The sequence below is a fragment of the Pseudomonas fungipugnans genome (genome assembly GCF_029955235.1).
Classification (GTDB): domain Bacteria; phylum Pseudomonadota; class Gammaproteobacteria; order Pseudomonadales; family Pseudomonadaceae; genus Aquipseudomonas; species Aquipseudomonas fungipugnans.
The window spans coordinates 2,507,453-2,522,909 of sequence record NZ_JARBWL010000001.1; the positions used below are offsets into that span (position 1 = coordinate 2,507,453).

A 15,457-nucleotide genomic window follows, 5' to 3' on the forward strand; every position below is an offset into this window, starting at 1 on the left:
CCTTCACTCATAAGCCAATGCTTAGCGAGTGGTTACTTCAGTAGCTGCGAAGAAGTACGAGATTTCGCGAGCAGCAGCGGCTTCGGAGTCCGAACCGTGTACAGCGTTGGCATCGATGGAATCAGCGAAGTCAGCGCGGATGGTACCGGCAGCAGCTTCTTTAGGGTTGGTAGCGCCCATCAGCTCACGGTTCAGAGCGATAGCGTTTTCGCCTTCCAGAACCTGAACAACAACCGGGCCGGAAATCATGAAAGCAACCAGGTCGCCGAAGAAACCACGAGCGCTGTGTTCAGCGTAGAAGCCTTCAGCTTCAGCTTTGGACAGTTGCTTCAGTTTCGAAGCTACAACGCGCAGGCCAGCTTTTTCAAAACGAGTGGTGATCTCGCCGATGACGTTTTTTGCAACAGCGTCAGGCTTGATGATGGAGAAAGTACGTTGAACAGCCATGGTGTAACTCCAGAAACGGTAATTTGTGAAAAATTAAACCCGCGAATTATACGCGGGTTCTTGGGTATTGCCTAACCTGCGGCGCGCTTCAGTCGCGCTCTTCGATCCAGTTGGCCTGAATGGCCTCCAGAACCTTCTCGCCACAGTGCTCAGGCTTGTCGTCAAATTCGGGCAATTCCATGACCCACTTGCGCAGATCGACGAAATTAACCGACATTGGATCAACATCCGGCTTGCTTTCAGCCAGTTGGATCGCGATTTCCAGCACATCAGTCCACTTCAGACTCATGAAAATTCCTTGAATCAGTGCGGCGCTTCGGCTGCGTGGTTAAGCGAGTATTTCGGGATTTCGACAGTGATGTCTTCAGTGCCGACGATCGCCTGGCAGGCCAGTCGCGATTGCGCTTCCAGACCCCAGGCCCGATCAAGATAGTCTTCTTCCAGGTCATCCGCCTCATTCAGCGAGTCGAAACCCTCGCGAATCAGACAATGGCAGGTCGTGCAGGCGCAGACGCCGCCGCAGGCGCTTTCCATCTCGATGTGGTGTTCGTGGGCCAGATCGAGAATGGAAGTGCCGGGCTCAGCCTCGACAACCATGCCTTCCGGGCAGAACTTCTCGTGTGGCAGAAAAATGACCTGCGGCATTGTTATTCCTCGATCTCATTCAGGTTGCGCCCCGCCAGCGCGGCTTTCACCGTCGAGTCCAGGCGGCGGGCAGCAAAGGCGTCGGTCACTTGCGACAGACGCTTGGTCTGCTGCTCGATGGCGTAACCATCGGTGCCTTTCATCAGTTCGGTCAGTTCCTGCATCTGCATTTGGATGACCATGCGCTCTTCGGCGTCGAGCAGGCGCTCGCCATCGACATCGAGGGCACCCTGCACCGCTTCGATCAGGCGCTGGGCATCGACCTGCTGCTCACGCAGAACACGGGCGACCTTGTCGTCATTGGCATGCTGGAACGAATCCTTGAGCATCTTGGCGATTTCGCCATCGGTCAGGCCATAGGACGGCTTGACCTGAATGCTGGCTTCAACGCCCGAACCCAGTTCACGGGCCGAAACGCTGAGCAGACCGTCGGCATCGACCTGGAACGTCACGCGAATCTTCGCCGCACCGGCCACCATCGCCGGAATACCGCGCAATTCGAAGCGCGCCAGGGAGCGGCAGTCGCTGATCAGCTCGCGCTCGCCCTGCAAGACATGGATGGCCATGGCCGACTGGCCATCTTTGTAAGTCGTGAAGTCCTGGGCGCGGGCGACGGGGATGGTGGTGTTACGCGGAATCACCTTCTCCATCAAGCCGCCCATGGTTTCCAGCCCCAGGGACAACGGAATCACGTCGAGCAGCAGCAATTCGCCGCCATCGCGCTTGTTGCCCGCCAACGTATCGGCCTGGATCGCGGCACCAATGGCCACCACCTGATCCGGATCGATCTCGGTCAACGGCTCGCGACCAAAAGCTTCGGCAACCGCTTCGCGTACGCGTGGCACCCGGGTCGAACCACCCACCATGACCACCGCATGCACATCTTCCAGCTCGACGCCGGAATCACGCACCGCACGACGGCAGGCCTTGAGGCTGCGAGCGACCATTGGCTCGATCAGCGCATCAAAGGCTTCACGGGTCAGTGCCGCCTTCCAGTCGCCATAAGCGACTTCAACGGACGAGGCATTGGTCAGCGCTTCTTTCGCCGCGCAAGCTGCTTGCAGCAGATGACGTTGCGCACCCGGATCGAGATCAGCCGACAAACCGGCGCTCTCGATGATCCAGCCGGCAATCGCGTGATCGAAATCGTCGCCGCCCAGCGCGCTGTCGCCGCCAGTGGCAAGCACCTCGAAGACACCGCCGGTCAGGCGCAGAATCGAAATATCGAACGTACCGCCGCCCAGATCATAAATCGCGACCAGGCCTTCGGCATGCTGATCCAGACCGTACGCCACGGCGGCAGCGGTCGGCTCATTGAGCAGACGCAGCACGTTCAGACCGGCCAGCTTGGCCGCGTCCTTGGTGGCCTGGCGCTGAGCGTCATCGAAATAGGCCGGAACGGTGATTACCGCACCCACCAGCTCGCCACCCAATGCCGCTTCGGCGCGCTGACGCAGCACCTTGAGGATATCGGCGGAGACTTCGACCGGGCTTTTCGGGCCCTGGATCGTGTCGATGAACGGCATGTGCGACTCGCCACCGACAAAGCGGTACGGTAACTGGTCGCCCAGCTGCTTGACGTCGGACAGACCACGACCCATCAGGCGCTTGACCGACAGCACGGTGTTCAAGGGATCGGTGGCGGCGGCCAGCTTGGCGGACTCGCCGACTTCGACGCGGTCGGCGTGATAGCGCACGGCAGACGGCAGGATCACCTGCCCGTCAGCATCGGCCAGCGGCTCGGAAAGACCACTGCGCAACGCAGCGACCAGCGAATTGGTAGTGCCCAAGTCGATCCCCACAGCCAGACGACGCTGGTGCGGTTGAGGACTTTGGCCGGGTTCGGCGATCTGCAGTAGGGCCATCGTAATCAGGACTTATCTGTATATCAGGCGTGCGACCGGAGCGGCACTGGGTTAATCGTCGAGGCGCTCTTCTAACTGGCGCACTTCGTAGGTGAGCTTGTCGAGGAACTGCATGCGTCGCATCAGGCGTTCGGCCTGTTCACGTTGCGCTGCATCATCCCAACAGGCTGCGAAGCTTTGGTTCAGTTCATCCTGGGCGGCTTTGAGGCGGCGCTTGAACACGGCAACACCGGCCAGATCGGCGCTGTCTTGCAGGTCTTCGAGCTCTTCGCGCAGTTCCATTTGTTGCAGCAGGAACTCGGGGTCATGCACCGTGACCTCCAGCGGCAACTCGCGACCACCCATGGCGAGCAGGTATCGCGCGCGTTTTGGGGGATTCTTGAGCGTCTGGTAGGCCTCGTTGAGGCTCGCGGATTGCTCTAGCGCCAGCCGCTGCTCACGCTCGGAGGCGTCAGCAAAGCGGTCCGGATGAACACTGCGCGCCAACTCACGGTAGCGCGTAGCCAGCTGGTCGAGGTCCAGATTGAAGCTCGGTTGCAGCTCAAATAAAGCGAAATGACAAGGAGTACCCACGAGAAGCCTCAGATATTGAAGCTTTCGCCGCAGCCACATTCACCGCGCACGTTGGGATTGTTGAACTTGAAACCTTCGTTCAACCCTTCCTTGACGAAATCGAGTTCGGTGCCGTCCAGGTAGGACAGGCTTTTCGGGTCGATGATCACTTTCTCGCCGTGACTCTCGAACACCTGATCCTCTGCAACCACCTCGTCGACGAACTCCAGCACGTAGGCAAGGCCGGAACAGCCCGTGGTGCGAACACCCAGACGAATCCCTTCACCTTTGCCGCGCCCGTCGAGGGAGCGTCGCACGTGTCGAGCAGCCGCTTCTGTCATGCTGATAGCCATCGTTGACTCCTTACTCGTCGCCAAATGCTTAGATCAAGCCTTTCTTCTGCTTGTAGTCGCGAACGGCCGCCTTGATGGCGTCTTCGGCGAGTACGGAGCAGTGAATTTTCACGGGTGGCAGCGCCAGCTCTTCAGCCAGCTGAGTGTTCTTGATGGTCTCTGCTTCATCCAGAGTCTTGCCTTTCATCCACTCGGTCGCCAGGGAGCTGGAGGCGATGGCCGAACCGCAACCATAGGTCTTGAACTTGGCATCTTCGATGATGCCGGCTTCGTTGACCTTGATCTGCAGGCGCATCACATCGCCGCACGCCGGGGCGCCGACCATGCCGGTGCCGACATCTGGATCTTCCGCGTCCATCTTGCCGACGTTGCGCGGGTTTTCGTAGTGGTCGATGACCTTTTCACTGTAAGCCATGGTGCTTAATCCTCACTCATCAGAGAGTCGCTCTTGAAGCCCCGCCAACCAGAGGTCTACAGGGCCGGTTTGCGGCGACTTGAAATCAGTGTGCCGCCCACTCGATTTTCGAAATGTCGACACCGTCTTTGTACATATCCCACAGCGGCGACAGAGTGCGCAGCTTGGTAACGGCCTCGCAGACTTTCTGCGCGGCGTAGTCGATTTCTTCTTCGGTGGTGAAACGGCCGAAGGTGAAGCGAATCGAGCTGTGTGCCAGTTCGTCGTTGCGGCCCAGGGCGCGCAGTACGTACGAAGGCTCAAGGGACGCCGAGGTGCAGGCCGAACCGGACGAAACCGCCAGATCCTTGAGCGCCATGATCAGCGACTCGCCTTCGACGTAGTTGAAGCTCAGGTTCAGGTTGTGCGGTACGCGGGCGGTCATGCTGCCGTTGATGTACAGCTCTTCCAGGCCTTCGACCTGTTTGAAGAAGCGGTCGCTCAGGGCTTTGATGCGCACGTTTTCGGCAGCCATGTCTTCCTTGGCCACACGGAACGCTTCGCCCATGCCGACAATCTGGTGGGTCGCCAGGGTGCCGGAACGCATGCCGCGCTCGTGACCGCCGCCATGCATGGTCGCTTCTATGCGAACACGCGGCTTGCGGCTCACGTACAGCGCGCCGATGCCTTTAGGGCCATAGGTCTTGTGGGCGGAGAACGACATCAGGTCGACTTTCAGCTTCGACAGGTCGATGTCGACCTTGCCGGTGGACTGAGCGGCGTCAACGTGGAACAGAATGCCCTTGGAGCGGGTCAGCTCGCCAATGGCGGCGATGTCGTTGACGGTGCCGATTTCGTTGTTCACGTGCATGACCGACACCAGGATGGTGTCTTCGCGCAGCGCTGCTTCGATCATTTCCGGGGTGACCAGGCCATCGGTACGAGGCTCGAGGTAGGTCACTTCGAAGCCTTCACGCTCCAGTTGGCGCATGGTGTCGAGGACAGCCTTGTGCTCAATCTTGGTGGTGATCAGGTGCTTGCCCTTGGTGGCATAGAAATGCGCCGCACCCTTGATTGCCAGGTTGTCGGACTCGGTGGCACCGGAGGTCCAGACGATTTCACGCGGATCGGCGTTGACCAGGTCAGCGACCTGACGGCGAGCGTTTTCGACGGACTCTTCAGCTTTCCAGCCGAATACGTGGGAACGGGACGCCGGGTTACCGAAGTTTCCGTCGACCAGCAGGCATTCACTCATCTTTTGCGCGACACGCGGATCAACCGGGGTGGTCGCAGAGTAATCAAGGTAAATCGGCAATTTCATGGACTATCTCCTAAATCAGGCTGGCTGGCGTGCCGCTAGCTCTTTGGCTGTCATTCGACGGCGGACGCTTCAATCTTGTCCAGGCGTGGCGCCTTGCCATTGCAACGGCGCTGGTCCTGACGCTGGGCTACTTCTTGCACCTCACGGCGAGTCACAAGGTCAGCCAAGCTGATACCGCTCAGAAATTCGTGAATCTGCAGGCTCAGATCGCACCACAAATGGTGGGTCAGGCAAGTGTCGCCGGAATGGCAATCACCCTGCCCCTGGCATTTGGTGGCATCGACCGATTCGTTGACCGCATCGATCACCTGGGCCACCTGGATGCCCTGCATCTCGCGTGACAGCTGGTAGCCGCCACCGGGACCACGAACACTGGACACCAGATTGCTGCGGCGCAATTTGGCGAAGAGCTGTTCGAGATAGGACAGGGAGATGCCTTGGCGCTCGGAGATATCGGCCAGGGACACCGGCCCGTGCTGCGCGTGCAACGCCAGATCGAGCATGGCGGTCACGGCGTATCGGCCTTTTGTAGTCAGTCGCATGGACAATTACCACGGAGTTCAGAATGGGGCGAGTATGCAATTCCCGAGTATTTAAGTCAACTATAAGACCTAGTACTTTAGTCAGGTTTACCCGCAAAAGAGCGCGCGCATCATAGCAAAGGCTGGCAGCGTATCACCAGCAAATGCGCGTTACCGTTCTTCGCGAGCAGCCTCCCTCCCACATTGGACTTGCGCAAACTCTTGTGGGAGCGAGCCTGCTCGCGAATGGGCCACGGCCATTTAGCCGGCCTTGGTCTCGTCCTTGCCCTTCACGCAGGCAAAATCCTCTTCGCGCAACTCAGGCAAATCCTTGGCGCAATAATCACTGCCCAGATCCTTCAACGCGCCGCACACACCCTCCAGCCGGCCATCGACTGCTTGCAGGTGATCCAGCAACTGACCAATGGCACGCGCTACCGGGTCAGGCATGTCTTCGCTGACGCCGTAGGCATCGAAGCCGATCTTCTCGGCCATGGCCTTGCGCCGAGCGTCCTGCTCTTCGTCACTCTTGACGATGATCCGCCCCGGAATCCCCACCACCGTCGCGCCAGGCGGCACAGCCTTGGTCACTACGGCATTGGAGCCGACCTTGGCGCCGGCACCCACGGTGAACGGCCCGAGCACCTTGGCACCCGCCCCAACCACCACACCATCTTCCAGGGTCGGGTGACGCTTGCCCTTGTTCCAGCTGGTGCCGCCCAGGGTCACGCCCTGGTAGAGGGTGACATCGTTGCCGATTTCCGCGGTTTCGCCGATGACAATGCCCATGCCATGGTCAATAAAGAAGCGACGGCCAACCTTGGCGCCGGGATGAATCTCGATGCCAGTCAACCAGCGGCCGAAGTTCGACACCAGCCGCGCCAGCCATTTCCAGCCCATGCCCCACAAGGCCGACGACAGGCGGTGGATCCAGATGGCATGCATGCCGGGGTAGCACGTCAGGACTTCAAAGGCGTTGCGTGCTGCCGGGTCACGATGGAAAACACTCTGGATATCTTCACGCAAACGCTCGAACATGTTTAATCCTTCCGCTTTAGAAGCTCGCCACGGGCCGCTTTCTGGGTTTCCGTGAGGATGCCACGCAATATATTCATTTCCGCCCGGCTGACCGAGCTGCGTCCGTACAACCGACGCAGGCGCGCCATCAAGTGCCGTGGTTTTTCCGGATCGAGGAATTCGATGGCCACCAGGGTTTGCTCCAGGTGCTCATAGAATCGCTCCAGTTCATCCATGGTCGCCAGCTCACCGCTTTTGGTGGACGCCACTTCATCCTTCTCGACCTTGCTCGGCTGGCCTTGGGCCGTCAGCCAGGACATGCGCACTTCGTAGCTCAGCACCTGCACCGCCGCCCCCAGGTTCAGCGAACTGAACTCGGGGTCGGATGGAATGTGCACGTGATAATGACATCGCTGCAGCTCTTCATTGGTCAGGCCTGAATCTTCGCGACCAAAGACCAGCGCAATTTCGGCGCCCTGCCCTGCCTCCTCGACCACTTTCACACCGCATTCGCGGGGATCGAGCAGCGGCCAGGGAATACGCCGGTCACGAGCGCTGGTGCCCAGCACCAGATTGCAGCCGACCAAGGCATCTTCCAGAGTGGCGACGACCTGTGCATTTTCAAGGATATCCCCGGCACCAGATGCACGGGCATCGGCTTCGTGGTGCGGGAACAGCCGCGGCTCGACCAGTACCAGCCGCGACAGGCCCATGTTCTTCATGGCACGCGCAGCCCCGCCGATATTGCCGGGGTGGCTGGTATTGACCAGGACGACACGAATGTTTTGCAGCACGGGAGGCGTTCTCGAACACGGGAAAGGGGAGCAAATCTTACAGAACCACCTACCGTTAAGCTATGAAAGCGAACACCGACCTTCACCTGTAGAAACTTTCTGATAGAATGCCCGGCTTTCTTTAACAACCTTAGGTGACACATCCATGCAGCCCATGCTGAATATCGCGCTGCGCGCCGCCCGCAGCGCCAGTGAATTGATCTTCCGCTCCATCGAGCGCCTGGATACCATCAAGGTCGACGAAAAAGACGCCAAGGATTATGTATCCGAGGTGGATCGCGCCGCCGAACAGAAAATCATCGACGCACTGCGCAAGGCCTACCCGAATCACTCGATCAGGGGTGAAGAAACCGGTATGCACGCCGGCACCGGTATCGAAGGCGAAGAATACCTGTGGATCATCGACCCACTGGACGGCACGACCAACTTCCTGCGCGGCGTTCCTCACTTTGCGGTCAGCATCGCCTGCAAATACCGCGGTCGCCTGGAACACGCAGTGGTTCTGGACCCGGTCCGCCAGGAAGAATTCACCGCCAGCCGTGGTCGCGGCGCTCAACTGAACGGTCGTCGTCTGCGCGTCAGCGGCCGCACCAGCCTGGACGGCGCCCTGCTCGGCACCGGCTTCCCGTTCCGTGACGACCAGATGGACAACCTCGACAACTACCTGGGCATGTTCCGCGCCCTGGTAGGCCAGACCGCCGGCATCCGTCGCGCCGGTTCGGCGAGCCTGGACCTGGCCTACGTGGCAGCCGGCCGTTTCGACGCGTTCTGGGAGTCGGGCCTGTCCGAGTGGGACATGGCTGCAGGCGCCCTGCTGATCCAGGAAGCAGGCGGTTTGGTGAGCGACTTCACCGGCGGTCACGACTTCCTTGAAAAAGGCCACATCGTTGCCGGTAACACCAAGTGCTTCAAGGCAGTATTGACGGCGATCCAGCCGCACCTGCCGCCTTCGCTGAAACGCTAAGCGTCCAGCGACAGAGAAAACGCCCTTCGGTGCGTTTTTTTATGCCTGGAATCCGGACTCAAGGCGCGCAACAAACTCCCTGTGGGAGCGAGCTTGCTCGCGATAGCTATATGTCAGCCACCATCAATATCGAATGTGAGGCCGTCATCGCGAGCAAGCTCGCTCCCACATTGATCGGTGGCGTCACTTGAATTTCAGCCACAAAAAAAGCACCCCGAAAGGTGCTTCTTTTTGAGTCAGGCAATCAGCCCGTCACTGAGCTGGCTGATTCTGCCCCAGGACCAGTTGCCCCTGCTTATCAACCGGAATCTGGTTACCCGGATCGCGATCCATCCGCACCTTGCCTTCCTTGCCGTCCAACGAGTAACGAACATCGTAACCGACGACCTTGTCGCTGATGTCGTTCACGGTGTTACAGCGAGTCTGGGTCGTGGTGTAGGTGTCGCGGTTCTGCATGCCTTCCTGCACCTTGTTACCGGCATAACCGCCACCTACCGCACCCGCCACGGTGGCAATCTTCTTGCCGTTACCGCCGCCGACCATATTACCCAGCAAACCACCGCCCACCGCACCGATCACTGTACCGAGGATCTGGTGTTGGTCCTGGACCGGTTTTTGCCGGGTTACCGCTACATCCTTGCACACTTCACGTGGAGTCTTGATCTGTGTCTTGACCGGCTCTACTGCCAGCACTTGCGCATACTCAGGGCCGCTTTTTACCAGGCTGTAGGTGGCAACAGCACCCCCGGCAGTCACACCGACAGCACCCAATACCGCACCAACCAGCAACGACTTGTTCACATGAACCTCCTGACCATCACATGCGGGTCATCGCCCGCGCTTCTCCCAGCCTTGGAGCATAAAAAAAGGCGCGAGTTCAACTCGCGCCTTTTTTCGGCTGACAGCTGGAAAAACGATGGCCGTTATGGACGGTCGTCGATTTCCTTCTCGGTCGCGGCAGGAGGAATCAGATCCTCACTGTTGAGGTTCAGCCAGATCAGCACCACGTTCGCGATGTAGATCGACGAGTAAGTACCCGCCAGAACACCGACAAACAGGGCAATGGAGAAACCGAACAGGTTGTCACCACCGAAGAACAGCAGGGCCGAGATCGCCAGCAAGGTGGAGATCGATGTCGCCATGGTCCGCAGCAGGGTTTGCGTGGTCGAGATGTTGATGTTCTCGATCAGGCTGGCCTTGCGCAGAACACGGAAGTTCTCACGAACCCGATCGAATACCACGATGGTGTCGTTGAGCGAGTAACCGATAATCGCCAGTACCGCCGCCAGCACCGTCAGGTCGAAGGTGATCTGGAAGAACGACAGGATACCAACCGTCACGATCACGTCGTGGATCAGCGAGACAATGGCGCCGACCGCGAACTTCCACTGAAAGCGGAAAGCCAGGTAGATCAGGATGCCGCCCAGCGCCATCAGCATGCCGAGGCCGCCCTGATCGCGCAGTTCTTCACCGACCTGCGGCCCTACGAACTCGACGCGCTTGACCACGGCCGGGTTATCGCCACCAACCTTTTTCAAGGCATCGGCCACCTGGTGACCCAACTGCGGATCTTCACCCGGCATACGCACCAGCAGGTCGGTAGTAGCACCGAAGCTCTGCACGATGGCTTCGTGATAACCGGCCGAAGTCAGCTGCTCACGCACCTTGGTGACGTCAGCCGGGTGCTCGTAGGTCAGCTCGATGAGCGTACCGCCGGTGAAGTCCAGGCCATAGTTCATGCCCTTGTGGAAGACGCTGAAAATGGCCAGCGCCGTCAGGAACAATGTGACGCCGAACGCAACGTTGCGAACGCCCATGAAGTTGATTGTACGTAACATGGCAGCCCCTTAAATCCACAACTTCTTGAAGTCACGACCGCCGAAGATCAGGTTGACCATCGCGCGGGTCACCATGATGGCCGTGAACATCGAGGTAAAGATCCCGAGGGACATGGTCACTGCGAAGCCTTTGACCGGGCCGGTGCCCATCGCAAAGAGAATCCCGCCGACCAACAATGTTGTCAGGTTGGCGTCGAGAATCGCGGTGAATGCCCGGCCGAAGCCTTCATTGATTGCCCGCTGAACCGTCATGCCCGCTGCGATCTCTTCACGAATCCGCGAGAAGATCAGAACGTTGGCGTCGACCGCCATGCCCATGGTCAGCACGATACCGGCGATACCCGGCAGGGTCAGCGTTGCACCCAGCAGCGACATCAGGGCCAGCAGCAGCACCATGTTCACGGCCAGAGCGACGGTGGCGATGACGCCGAAGAAGCGGTAGATGGCAATGATGAACAGCGAGACAAACAGCATGCCCCACAGCGATGCATCGATACCCTTGGTGATGTTGTCGGCACCCAGGCTTGGACCAATGGTGCGCTCTTCAGCGAAGTACATCGGTGCAGCCAGACCACCGGCACGCAGCAGCAGCGCCAGTTCGGACGATTCGCCCTGACCGTTCAGACCAGTAATACGGAACTGGGCACCCAGTGGCGACTGGATGGTCGCCAGGCTGATGATCTTCTTCTCTTCCTTGAACGTCTGAACCGGTACGTCTTTCTCGACACCGTCGACCAATTGCTTGGTGTAGGTGGTAACAGGACGCTGCTCGATAAAGATCACCGCCATGCTGCGACCGACGTTGCTGCGAGTCGCACGACTCATCAGCTCGCCACCATGACCATCCAGACGGATGTTCACTTCCGGTGTGCCGTGCTCGCCGAAGCCAGCCTTGGCGTCAGTTACCTGGTCACCAGTGATGATCAGGCCACGCTCGATCTGTGCAGGTGGACGATTGCCCTCACGGAACTCGAAGGTTTCGGAGGTGGCTTTCGAAGCACCCGGCTCGGCAGCCAGACGGAACTCAAGGTTGGCCGTCTTGCCGAGAATACGCTTGGCTTCCGCGGTGTCCTGCACGCCCGGCAGCTCAACCACGATGCGGTTGGCGCCCTGACGCTGAACGATCGGCTCGGCAACACCCAGCTCGTTGACGCGGTTACGTACCGTGGTCAAGTTCTGCTTGATGGAGTATTCACGGATTTCCGCCAGCTTGGCCGGGGTCATCGCCAGACGCAGCACCGGTTGGCCATTGAGGTCAGCCGGAACAATGTCGAAATCGTTGAAGTTCTTGCGCACCAGCGCACGGGCCTGTTCGCGGGTTGCTTCGTCAGCGAAGCCCAGCTGAATGGCGCCATTGAGTTGCGGCAGGCTGCGATAGCGCAGCTTCTCTTTACGCAACAGGCTCTTGACGTCGCCTTCGTAGACTTTCAGACGCGCGTCGAGGGCTTTGTCCATGTCCACTTCCAGCAGGAAGTGCACACCACCGGACAAGTCCAGACCCAGCTTCATCGGATGCGCACCAAGAGCACGCAACCATTGCGGGGTGGTTTGGGCCAGGTTCAGTGCAACGACGTAGTCATCACCCAATGCCTTGCGCACAACGTCTTTGGCTGGCAGCTGGTCTTCAGCCTTGGTCAGACGGATCAGGCCGCCCTTGCCGTTCGCCGACAGCGTGGCTGCCTTGACGTTGATCCCGGACTCCTTGAGCGCTGTGCTCACACGGTCCAGATCCGCCTGATTGACCAGCAGCGCAGTGCTTGCACCGCTGACCTGAATGGCCGGGTCATCAGGGTATAGATTGGGAGCGGAATAAATCAGACCGACCGCCAGCACCGCCAGGATCAGAATGTATTTCCACAGAGGGTATTTGTTCAGCATCACGCCGCCCGCTTATGACGCGGGGCGCCTTGCGCGCCCCGTCGATTGAGTAGAAGTTGAAACTTAGATCGCTTTGAGCGTGCCTTTTGGCAGCGTGGCGGCGATGGCGCCCTTCTGGAACTTCATTTCCACGGTGTCGGAAACTTCCAGAACCACGAAATCATCGGCCACTTTGGTGATCTTGCCGGCGATACCACCGGTGGTCACGACTTCGTCGCCTTTTTGCAGGCTGCCCAGCAGGTTCTTCTGCTCTTTGGCGCGCTTGGCCTGTGGACGCCAGATCATCAGGTAGAAGATGACCAGGAAGCCGACCAGGAAAATCCACTCAAAGCCGCCGCCCATTGGGCCGGCCGCAGGTGCAGCAGCGTCAGCCATGGCATTAGAGATAAAAAAGCTCATTTAGCACTCCAGTTGCAAATGTTGAATCTTGGGGTCAGAAAACTCAGTCCAAAGGCGGAACGGGAAGCCCGCGTTTGGCGTAGAAGGCATCGACAAAGGCGGCCAATGTACCCTGTTGAATAGCCTCGCGCAAACCAGCCATAAGCACCTGGTAATGGCGCAAATTGTGGATGGTATTCAACATGCTACCCAGCATTTCGCCGCACTTGTCCAGATGGTGCAGATAAGCACGGGAGAAGTTCTGGCAGGTGTAGCAATCGCAGGTCGGATCCAGTGGCGAATCATCATGGCGATGGAACGCGTTACGGATCTTCAGCACGCCTGTATCAATGAACAGATGCCCGTTGCGGGCATTACGGGTTGGCATCACGCAATCGAACATGTCCACACCGCGGCGCACACCCTCAACCAGATCTTCCGGTTTGCCAACGCCCATAAGGTAACGAGGTTTGTCAGCCGGCATTTGACCCGGCAGGTAATCCAGCACCTTGATCATTTCGTGCTTGGGCTCGCCCACCGACAGTCCGCCGATGGCCAGGCCATCGAAGCCGATCTTGTCGAGGCCTTCCAGGGAGCGCATGCGCAGGTCCTGGTGCATGCCGCCCTGGACGATGCCGAACAGCGCCGCCGTGTTGTCGCCATGCGCGTTTTTCGAGCGCTGGGCCCAGCGCAACGACAGTTCCATGGACACACGGGCGACGTCTTCGTCAGCCGGGTACGGGGTGCATTCGTCGAAAATCATCACGATGTCGGAGCCCAGGTCACGTTGCACCTGCATCGATTCTTCCGGCCCCATGAACACCTTGGCGCCATCGACCGGAGAGGCGAAAGTCACGCCCTCTTCCTTGATCTTGCGCATGGCGCCCAGGCTGAACACCTGGAAACCGCCGGAGTCGGTCAGGATCGGGCCTTTCCACTGCATGAAATCGTGCAGGTCGCCGTGCTTCTTGATCACTTCAGTGCCAGGACGCAGCCACAGGTGAAAGGTGTTGCCCAGAATGATTTCCGCGCCAGTGGCGGTGATATCCCGTGGCAGCATGCCCTTGACCGTGCCGTAGGTGCCCACCGGCATGAAGGCCGGGGTCTCGACGGTACCGCGCGGGAAGGTCAAACGACCACGACGAGCCTTGCCATCGGTGGCAAGCAGCTCGAAAGACATACGACTTTGGCGACTCATTCTGTTTCCTCGGGGCCACGTGGTGCGGGATTACGGGTGATAAACATCGCATCACCGTAGCTGAAAAAGCGGTAACCATGCTCGACGGCGGCTTTATAAGCGGCCATGGCTTCGGGATAACCGGCGAACGCCGAAACCAGCATCAACAGCGTGGATTCCGGCAAATGGAAGTTGGTGACCAGGGCATCGACCACATGAAACGGCCGGCCCGGGTAGATAAAGATGTCGGTGTCGCCACTGAACGGCTTGAGCACGCCATCGCGCGCGGCACTTTCCAGGGAACGCACACTGGTGGTCCCCACCGCCACCACCCGACCGCCGCGAGCGCGACAGGCCGCGACCGCATCCACCACGTCCTGGCCGACTTCCAGCCATTCGCTGTGCATGTGGTGGTCTTCAAGCTTCTCAACGCGCACCGGCTGGAAGGTCCCGGCGCCGACGTGCAACGTCACGAACGCAGTCTGGACGCCCTTGGCGGCAATCGCCTCCAGCAGCGGCTGATCGAAATGCAGCCCCGCCGTCGGCGCCGCCACCGCGCCCAGGCGCTCGGCGTACACGGTCTGATAGCGCTCGCGATCCGAGCCTTCGTCCGGGCGGTCTATATAAGGAGGCAGCGGCATGTGCCCGACACGGTCGAGCAGCGGCAATACCTCTTCGGCAAACCCCAACTCGAACAACGTGTCGTGACGCGCCAGCATCTCGGCTTCGCCGCCGCCGTCGATCAGGATCTTCGACCCCGGCTTTGGCGACTTGCTGGAGCGCACATGGGCCAGCACGCGATGGCTGTCGAGCACACGCTCCACCAGGATTTCCAGCTTGCCGCCGGACGCCTTCTGGCCAAACAGCCGCGCCGGAATCACCCGGGTATTGTTGAACACCATCAAATCGCCCGGGCGCAAATGCTCAAGCAAATCAGTGAATTGACGGTGTGCCAGGGCGCCGCTGACCCCATCGAGGGTCAACAGGCGACTGCCGCGCCGCTCGGCCAAAGGGTGGCGAGCGATCAGCGAATCAGGGAGTTCGAAAGTAAAGTCAGCAACGCGCATGATGGGGTTCGTCTAGCAGGGCCCGGAAGTCTAGCCGAAATAGTGAAAATTGACCATGAAACGTGATTGACCAACGGTAATCTCATCTCTATACTTCGCCGCCATTGAGCCCTGATGGCGGAATTGGTAGACGCGGCGGATTCAAAATCCGTTTTCGAAAGGAGTGGGAGTTCGAGTCTCCCTCGGGGCACCAAAATTAAGAAAGGTCTTGCTTTGCAAGGCCTTTTTTTTCGCCTGCAATAAAGT

18 protein-coding genes and 1 tRNA gene are annotated in these 15,457 nt (G+C 59.3%); 2 read left to right on the plus strand and 17 right to left on the minus strand.

Features of this window, described 5'->3' with window-relative positions; all coding sequences use genetic code 11:
- Positions 1–21: 21 nt before the first annotated feature.
- The 11 genes from ndk to trmJ all read right to left on the minus strand — a co-directional run bounded on the left by ndk (position 22) and on the right by trmJ (position 7,909).
- Complete coding sequence (gene ndk / locus POF45_RS10245) at positions 22–447, minus strand: nucleoside-diphosphate kinase (protein WP_007916882.1); 426 nt, start codon at positions 445–447, stop codon at positions 22–24.
- A gap of 88 nt (positions 448–535) precedes the next feature.
- Complete coding sequence (gene iscX / locus POF45_RS10250; protein WP_162438249.1) at positions 536–736, minus strand: Fe-S cluster assembly protein IscX; 201 nt, start codon at positions 734–736, stop codon at positions 536–538.
- A gap of 14 nt (positions 737–750) precedes the next feature.
- Positions 751–1,092, minus strand: a complete 342-nt coding sequence (gene fdx / locus POF45_RS10255) for an ISC system 2Fe-2S type ferredoxin (protein ID WP_259496360.1) — start codon at positions 1,090–1,092, stop codon at positions 751–753.
- Between the two features lie 2 nt (positions 1,093–1,094).
- Positions 1,095–2,957: a Fe-S protein assembly chaperone HscA gene (gene hscA, locus POF45_RS10260; RefSeq protein WP_282315622.1), complete on the minus strand. Its 1,863-nt coding sequence runs from the start codon at positions 2,955–2,957 to the stop codon at positions 1,095–1,097.
- A 51-nt stretch (positions 2,958–3,008) separates the two neighbouring features.
- The gene (hscB, locus tag POF45_RS10265; RefSeq protein WP_259503257.1) at positions 3,009–3,530 is read right to left on the minus strand and encodes a co-chaperone HscB; all 522 of its coding nucleotides are present in this window, start codon (positions 3,528–3,530) and stop codon (positions 3,009–3,011) included.
- An 8-nt stretch (positions 3,531–3,538) separates the two neighbouring features.
- Positions 3,539–3,862: an iron-sulfur cluster assembly protein IscA gene (gene iscA / locus POF45_RS10270; protein ID WP_028620147.1), complete on the minus strand. Its 324-nt coding sequence runs from the start codon at positions 3,860–3,862 to the stop codon at positions 3,539–3,541.
- 28 nt (positions 3,863–3,890) lie between these two features.
- Entirely contained in the window at positions 3,891–4,277 is a 387-nt protein-coding gene (gene iscU, locus POF45_RS10275) for a Fe-S cluster assembly scaffold IscU (protein ID WP_028620148.1), read from the minus strand.
- Positions 4,278–4,362: 85 nt separating this feature from the next.
- Positions 4,363–5,577: an IscS subfamily cysteine desulfurase gene (locus POF45_RS10280; RefSeq protein WP_259496365.1), complete on the minus strand. Its 1,215-nt coding sequence runs from the start codon at positions 5,575–5,577 to the stop codon at positions 4,363–4,365.
- A gap of 50 nt (positions 5,578–5,627) precedes the next feature.
- A complete protein-coding gene (gene iscR / locus POF45_RS10285; protein WP_092278442.1) occupies positions 5,628–6,119 on the minus strand; it encodes a Fe-S cluster assembly transcriptional regulator IscR in 492 nt (163 codons plus the stop codon).
- 240 nt (positions 6,120–6,359) lie between these two features.
- The gene (gene cysE, locus POF45_RS10290) at positions 6,360–7,136 is read right to left on the minus strand and encodes a serine O-acetyltransferase (protein ID WP_259496366.1); all 777 of its coding nucleotides are present in this window, start codon (positions 7,134–7,136) and stop codon (positions 6,360–6,362) included.
- 2 nt (positions 7,137–7,138) lie between these two features.
- On the minus strand, positions 7,139–7,909 hold the full coding sequence (trmJ, locus tag POF45_RS10295; RefSeq protein ID WP_259496367.1) for a tRNA (cytosine(32)/uridine(32)-2'-O)-methyltransferase TrmJ: 771 nt from the start codon (positions 7,907–7,909) through the stop codon (positions 7,139–7,141).
- Positions 7,910–8,054: 145 nt separating this feature from the next.
- Here trmJ and suhB point away from each other — a divergent pair, with 145 nt between their 5' ends.
- A complete protein-coding gene (gene suhB / locus POF45_RS10300; protein WP_259496369.1) occupies positions 8,055–8,873 on the plus strand; it encodes a type III secretion system regulator SuhB in 819 nt (272 codons plus the stop codon).
- Between the two features lie 252 nt (positions 8,874–9,125).
- Here suhB and POF45_RS10305 read toward each other — a convergent pair whose 3' ends face one another.
- The 6 genes from POF45_RS10305 to queA all read right to left on the minus strand — a co-directional run bounded on the left by POF45_RS10305 (position 9,126) and on the right by queA (position 15,211).
- Positions 9,126–9,674 carry a glycine zipper 2TM domain-containing protein gene (locus tag POF45_RS10305; protein ID WP_259496372.1) on the minus strand — a complete coding sequence of 183 codons (549 nt, stop codon included), beginning with the start codon at positions 9,672–9,674 and terminating at the stop codon, positions 9,126–9,128.
- 122 nt (positions 9,675–9,796) lie between these two features.
- Positions 9,797–10,711, minus strand: a complete 915-nt coding sequence (gene secF, locus POF45_RS10310) for a protein translocase subunit SecF (protein WP_259496373.1) — start codon at positions 10,709–10,711, stop codon at positions 9,797–9,799.
- A 9-nt stretch (positions 10,712–10,720) separates the two neighbouring features.
- On the minus strand, positions 10,721–12,589 hold the full coding sequence (gene secD / locus POF45_RS10315) for a protein translocase subunit SecD (protein ID WP_259496374.1): 1,869 nt from the start codon (positions 12,587–12,589) through the stop codon (positions 10,721–10,723).
- Positions 12,590–12,652: 63 nt separating this feature from the next.
- A complete protein-coding gene (gene yajC, locus POF45_RS10320) occupies positions 12,653–12,988 on the minus strand; it encodes a preprotein translocase subunit YajC (RefSeq protein WP_053214538.1) in 336 nt (111 codons plus the stop codon).
- A gap of 43 nt (positions 12,989–13,031) precedes the next feature.
- On the minus strand, positions 13,032–14,147 hold the full coding sequence (gene tgt / locus POF45_RS10325) for a tRNA guanosine(34) transglycosylase Tgt (RefSeq protein WP_162130630.1): 1,116 nt from the start codon (positions 14,145–14,147) through the stop codon (positions 13,032–13,034).
- 14 nt (positions 14,148–14,161) lie between these two features.
- Positions 14,162–15,211 carry a tRNA preQ1(34) S-adenosylmethionine ribosyltransferase-isomerase QueA gene (gene queA, locus POF45_RS10330; protein WP_282315623.1) on the minus strand — a complete coding sequence of 350 codons (1,050 nt, stop codon included), beginning with the start codon at positions 15,209–15,211 and terminating at the stop codon, positions 14,162–14,164.
- 108 nt (positions 15,212–15,319) lie between these two features.
- On the opposite strand from queA, the gene POF45_RS10335 reads away from it, so the two are divergent.
- Positions 15,320–15,404, plus strand: a tRNA-Leu gene (locus POF45_RS10335).
- Positions 15,405–15,457: the final 53 nt, after the last annotated feature.

Coding starts and splice junctions, on each gene's coding strand:
- ndk (WP_007916882.1), bottom strand. CDS start 447: ATGGCTGTTCAACGTACTTTCTCCATCATCAAGCCTGACGCTGTTGCA.
- iscX (WP_162438249.1), bottom strand. CDS start 736: ATGAGTCTGAAGTGGACTGATGTGCTGGAAATCGCGATCCAACTGGCT.
- fdx (WP_259496360.1), bottom strand. CDS start 1,092: ATGCCGCAGGTCATTTTTCTGCCACACGAGAAGTTCTGCCCGGAAGGC.
- hscA (WP_282315622.1), bottom strand. CDS start 2,957: ATGGCCCTACTGCAGATCGCCGAACCCGGCCAAAGTCCTCAACCGCAC.
- iscA (WP_028620147.1), bottom strand. CDS start 3,862: ATGGCTATCAGCATGACAGAAGCGGCTGCTCGACACGTGCGACGCTCC.
- iscU (WP_028620148.1), bottom strand. CDS start 4,277: ATGGCTTACAGTGAAAAGGTCATCGACCACTACGAAAACCCGCGCAAC.
- POF45_RS10280 (WP_259496365.1), bottom strand. CDS start 5,577: ATGAAATTGCCGATTTACCTTGATTACTCTGCGACCACCCCGGTTGAT.
- iscR (WP_092278442.1), bottom strand. CDS start 6,119: ATGCGACTGACTACAAAAGGCCGATACGCCGTGACCGCCATGCTCGAT.
- cysE (WP_259496366.1), bottom strand. CDS start 7,136: ATGTTCGAGCGTTTGCGTGAAGATATCCAGAGTGTTTTCCATCGTGAC.
- suhB (WP_259496369.1), top strand. CDS start 8,055: ATGCAGCCCATGCTGAATATCGCGCTGCGCGCCGCCCGCAGCGCCAGT.
- secF (WP_259496373.1), bottom strand. CDS start 10,711: ATGTTACGTACAATCAACTTCATGGGCGTTCGCAACGTTGCGTTCGGC.
- secD (WP_259496374.1), bottom strand. CDS start 12,589: ATGCTGAACAAATACCCTCTGTGGAAATACATTCTGATCCTGGCGGTG.
- yajC (WP_053214538.1), bottom strand. CDS start 12,988: ATGAGCTTTTTTATCTCTAATGCCATGGCTGACGCTGCTGCACCTGCG.
- tgt (WP_162130630.1), bottom strand. CDS start 14,147: ATGTCTTTCGAGCTGCTTGCCACCGATGGCAAGGCTCGTCGTGGTCGT.
- queA (WP_282315623.1), bottom strand. CDS start 15,211: ATGCGCGTTGCTGACTTTACTTTCGAACTCCCTGATTCGCTGATCGCT.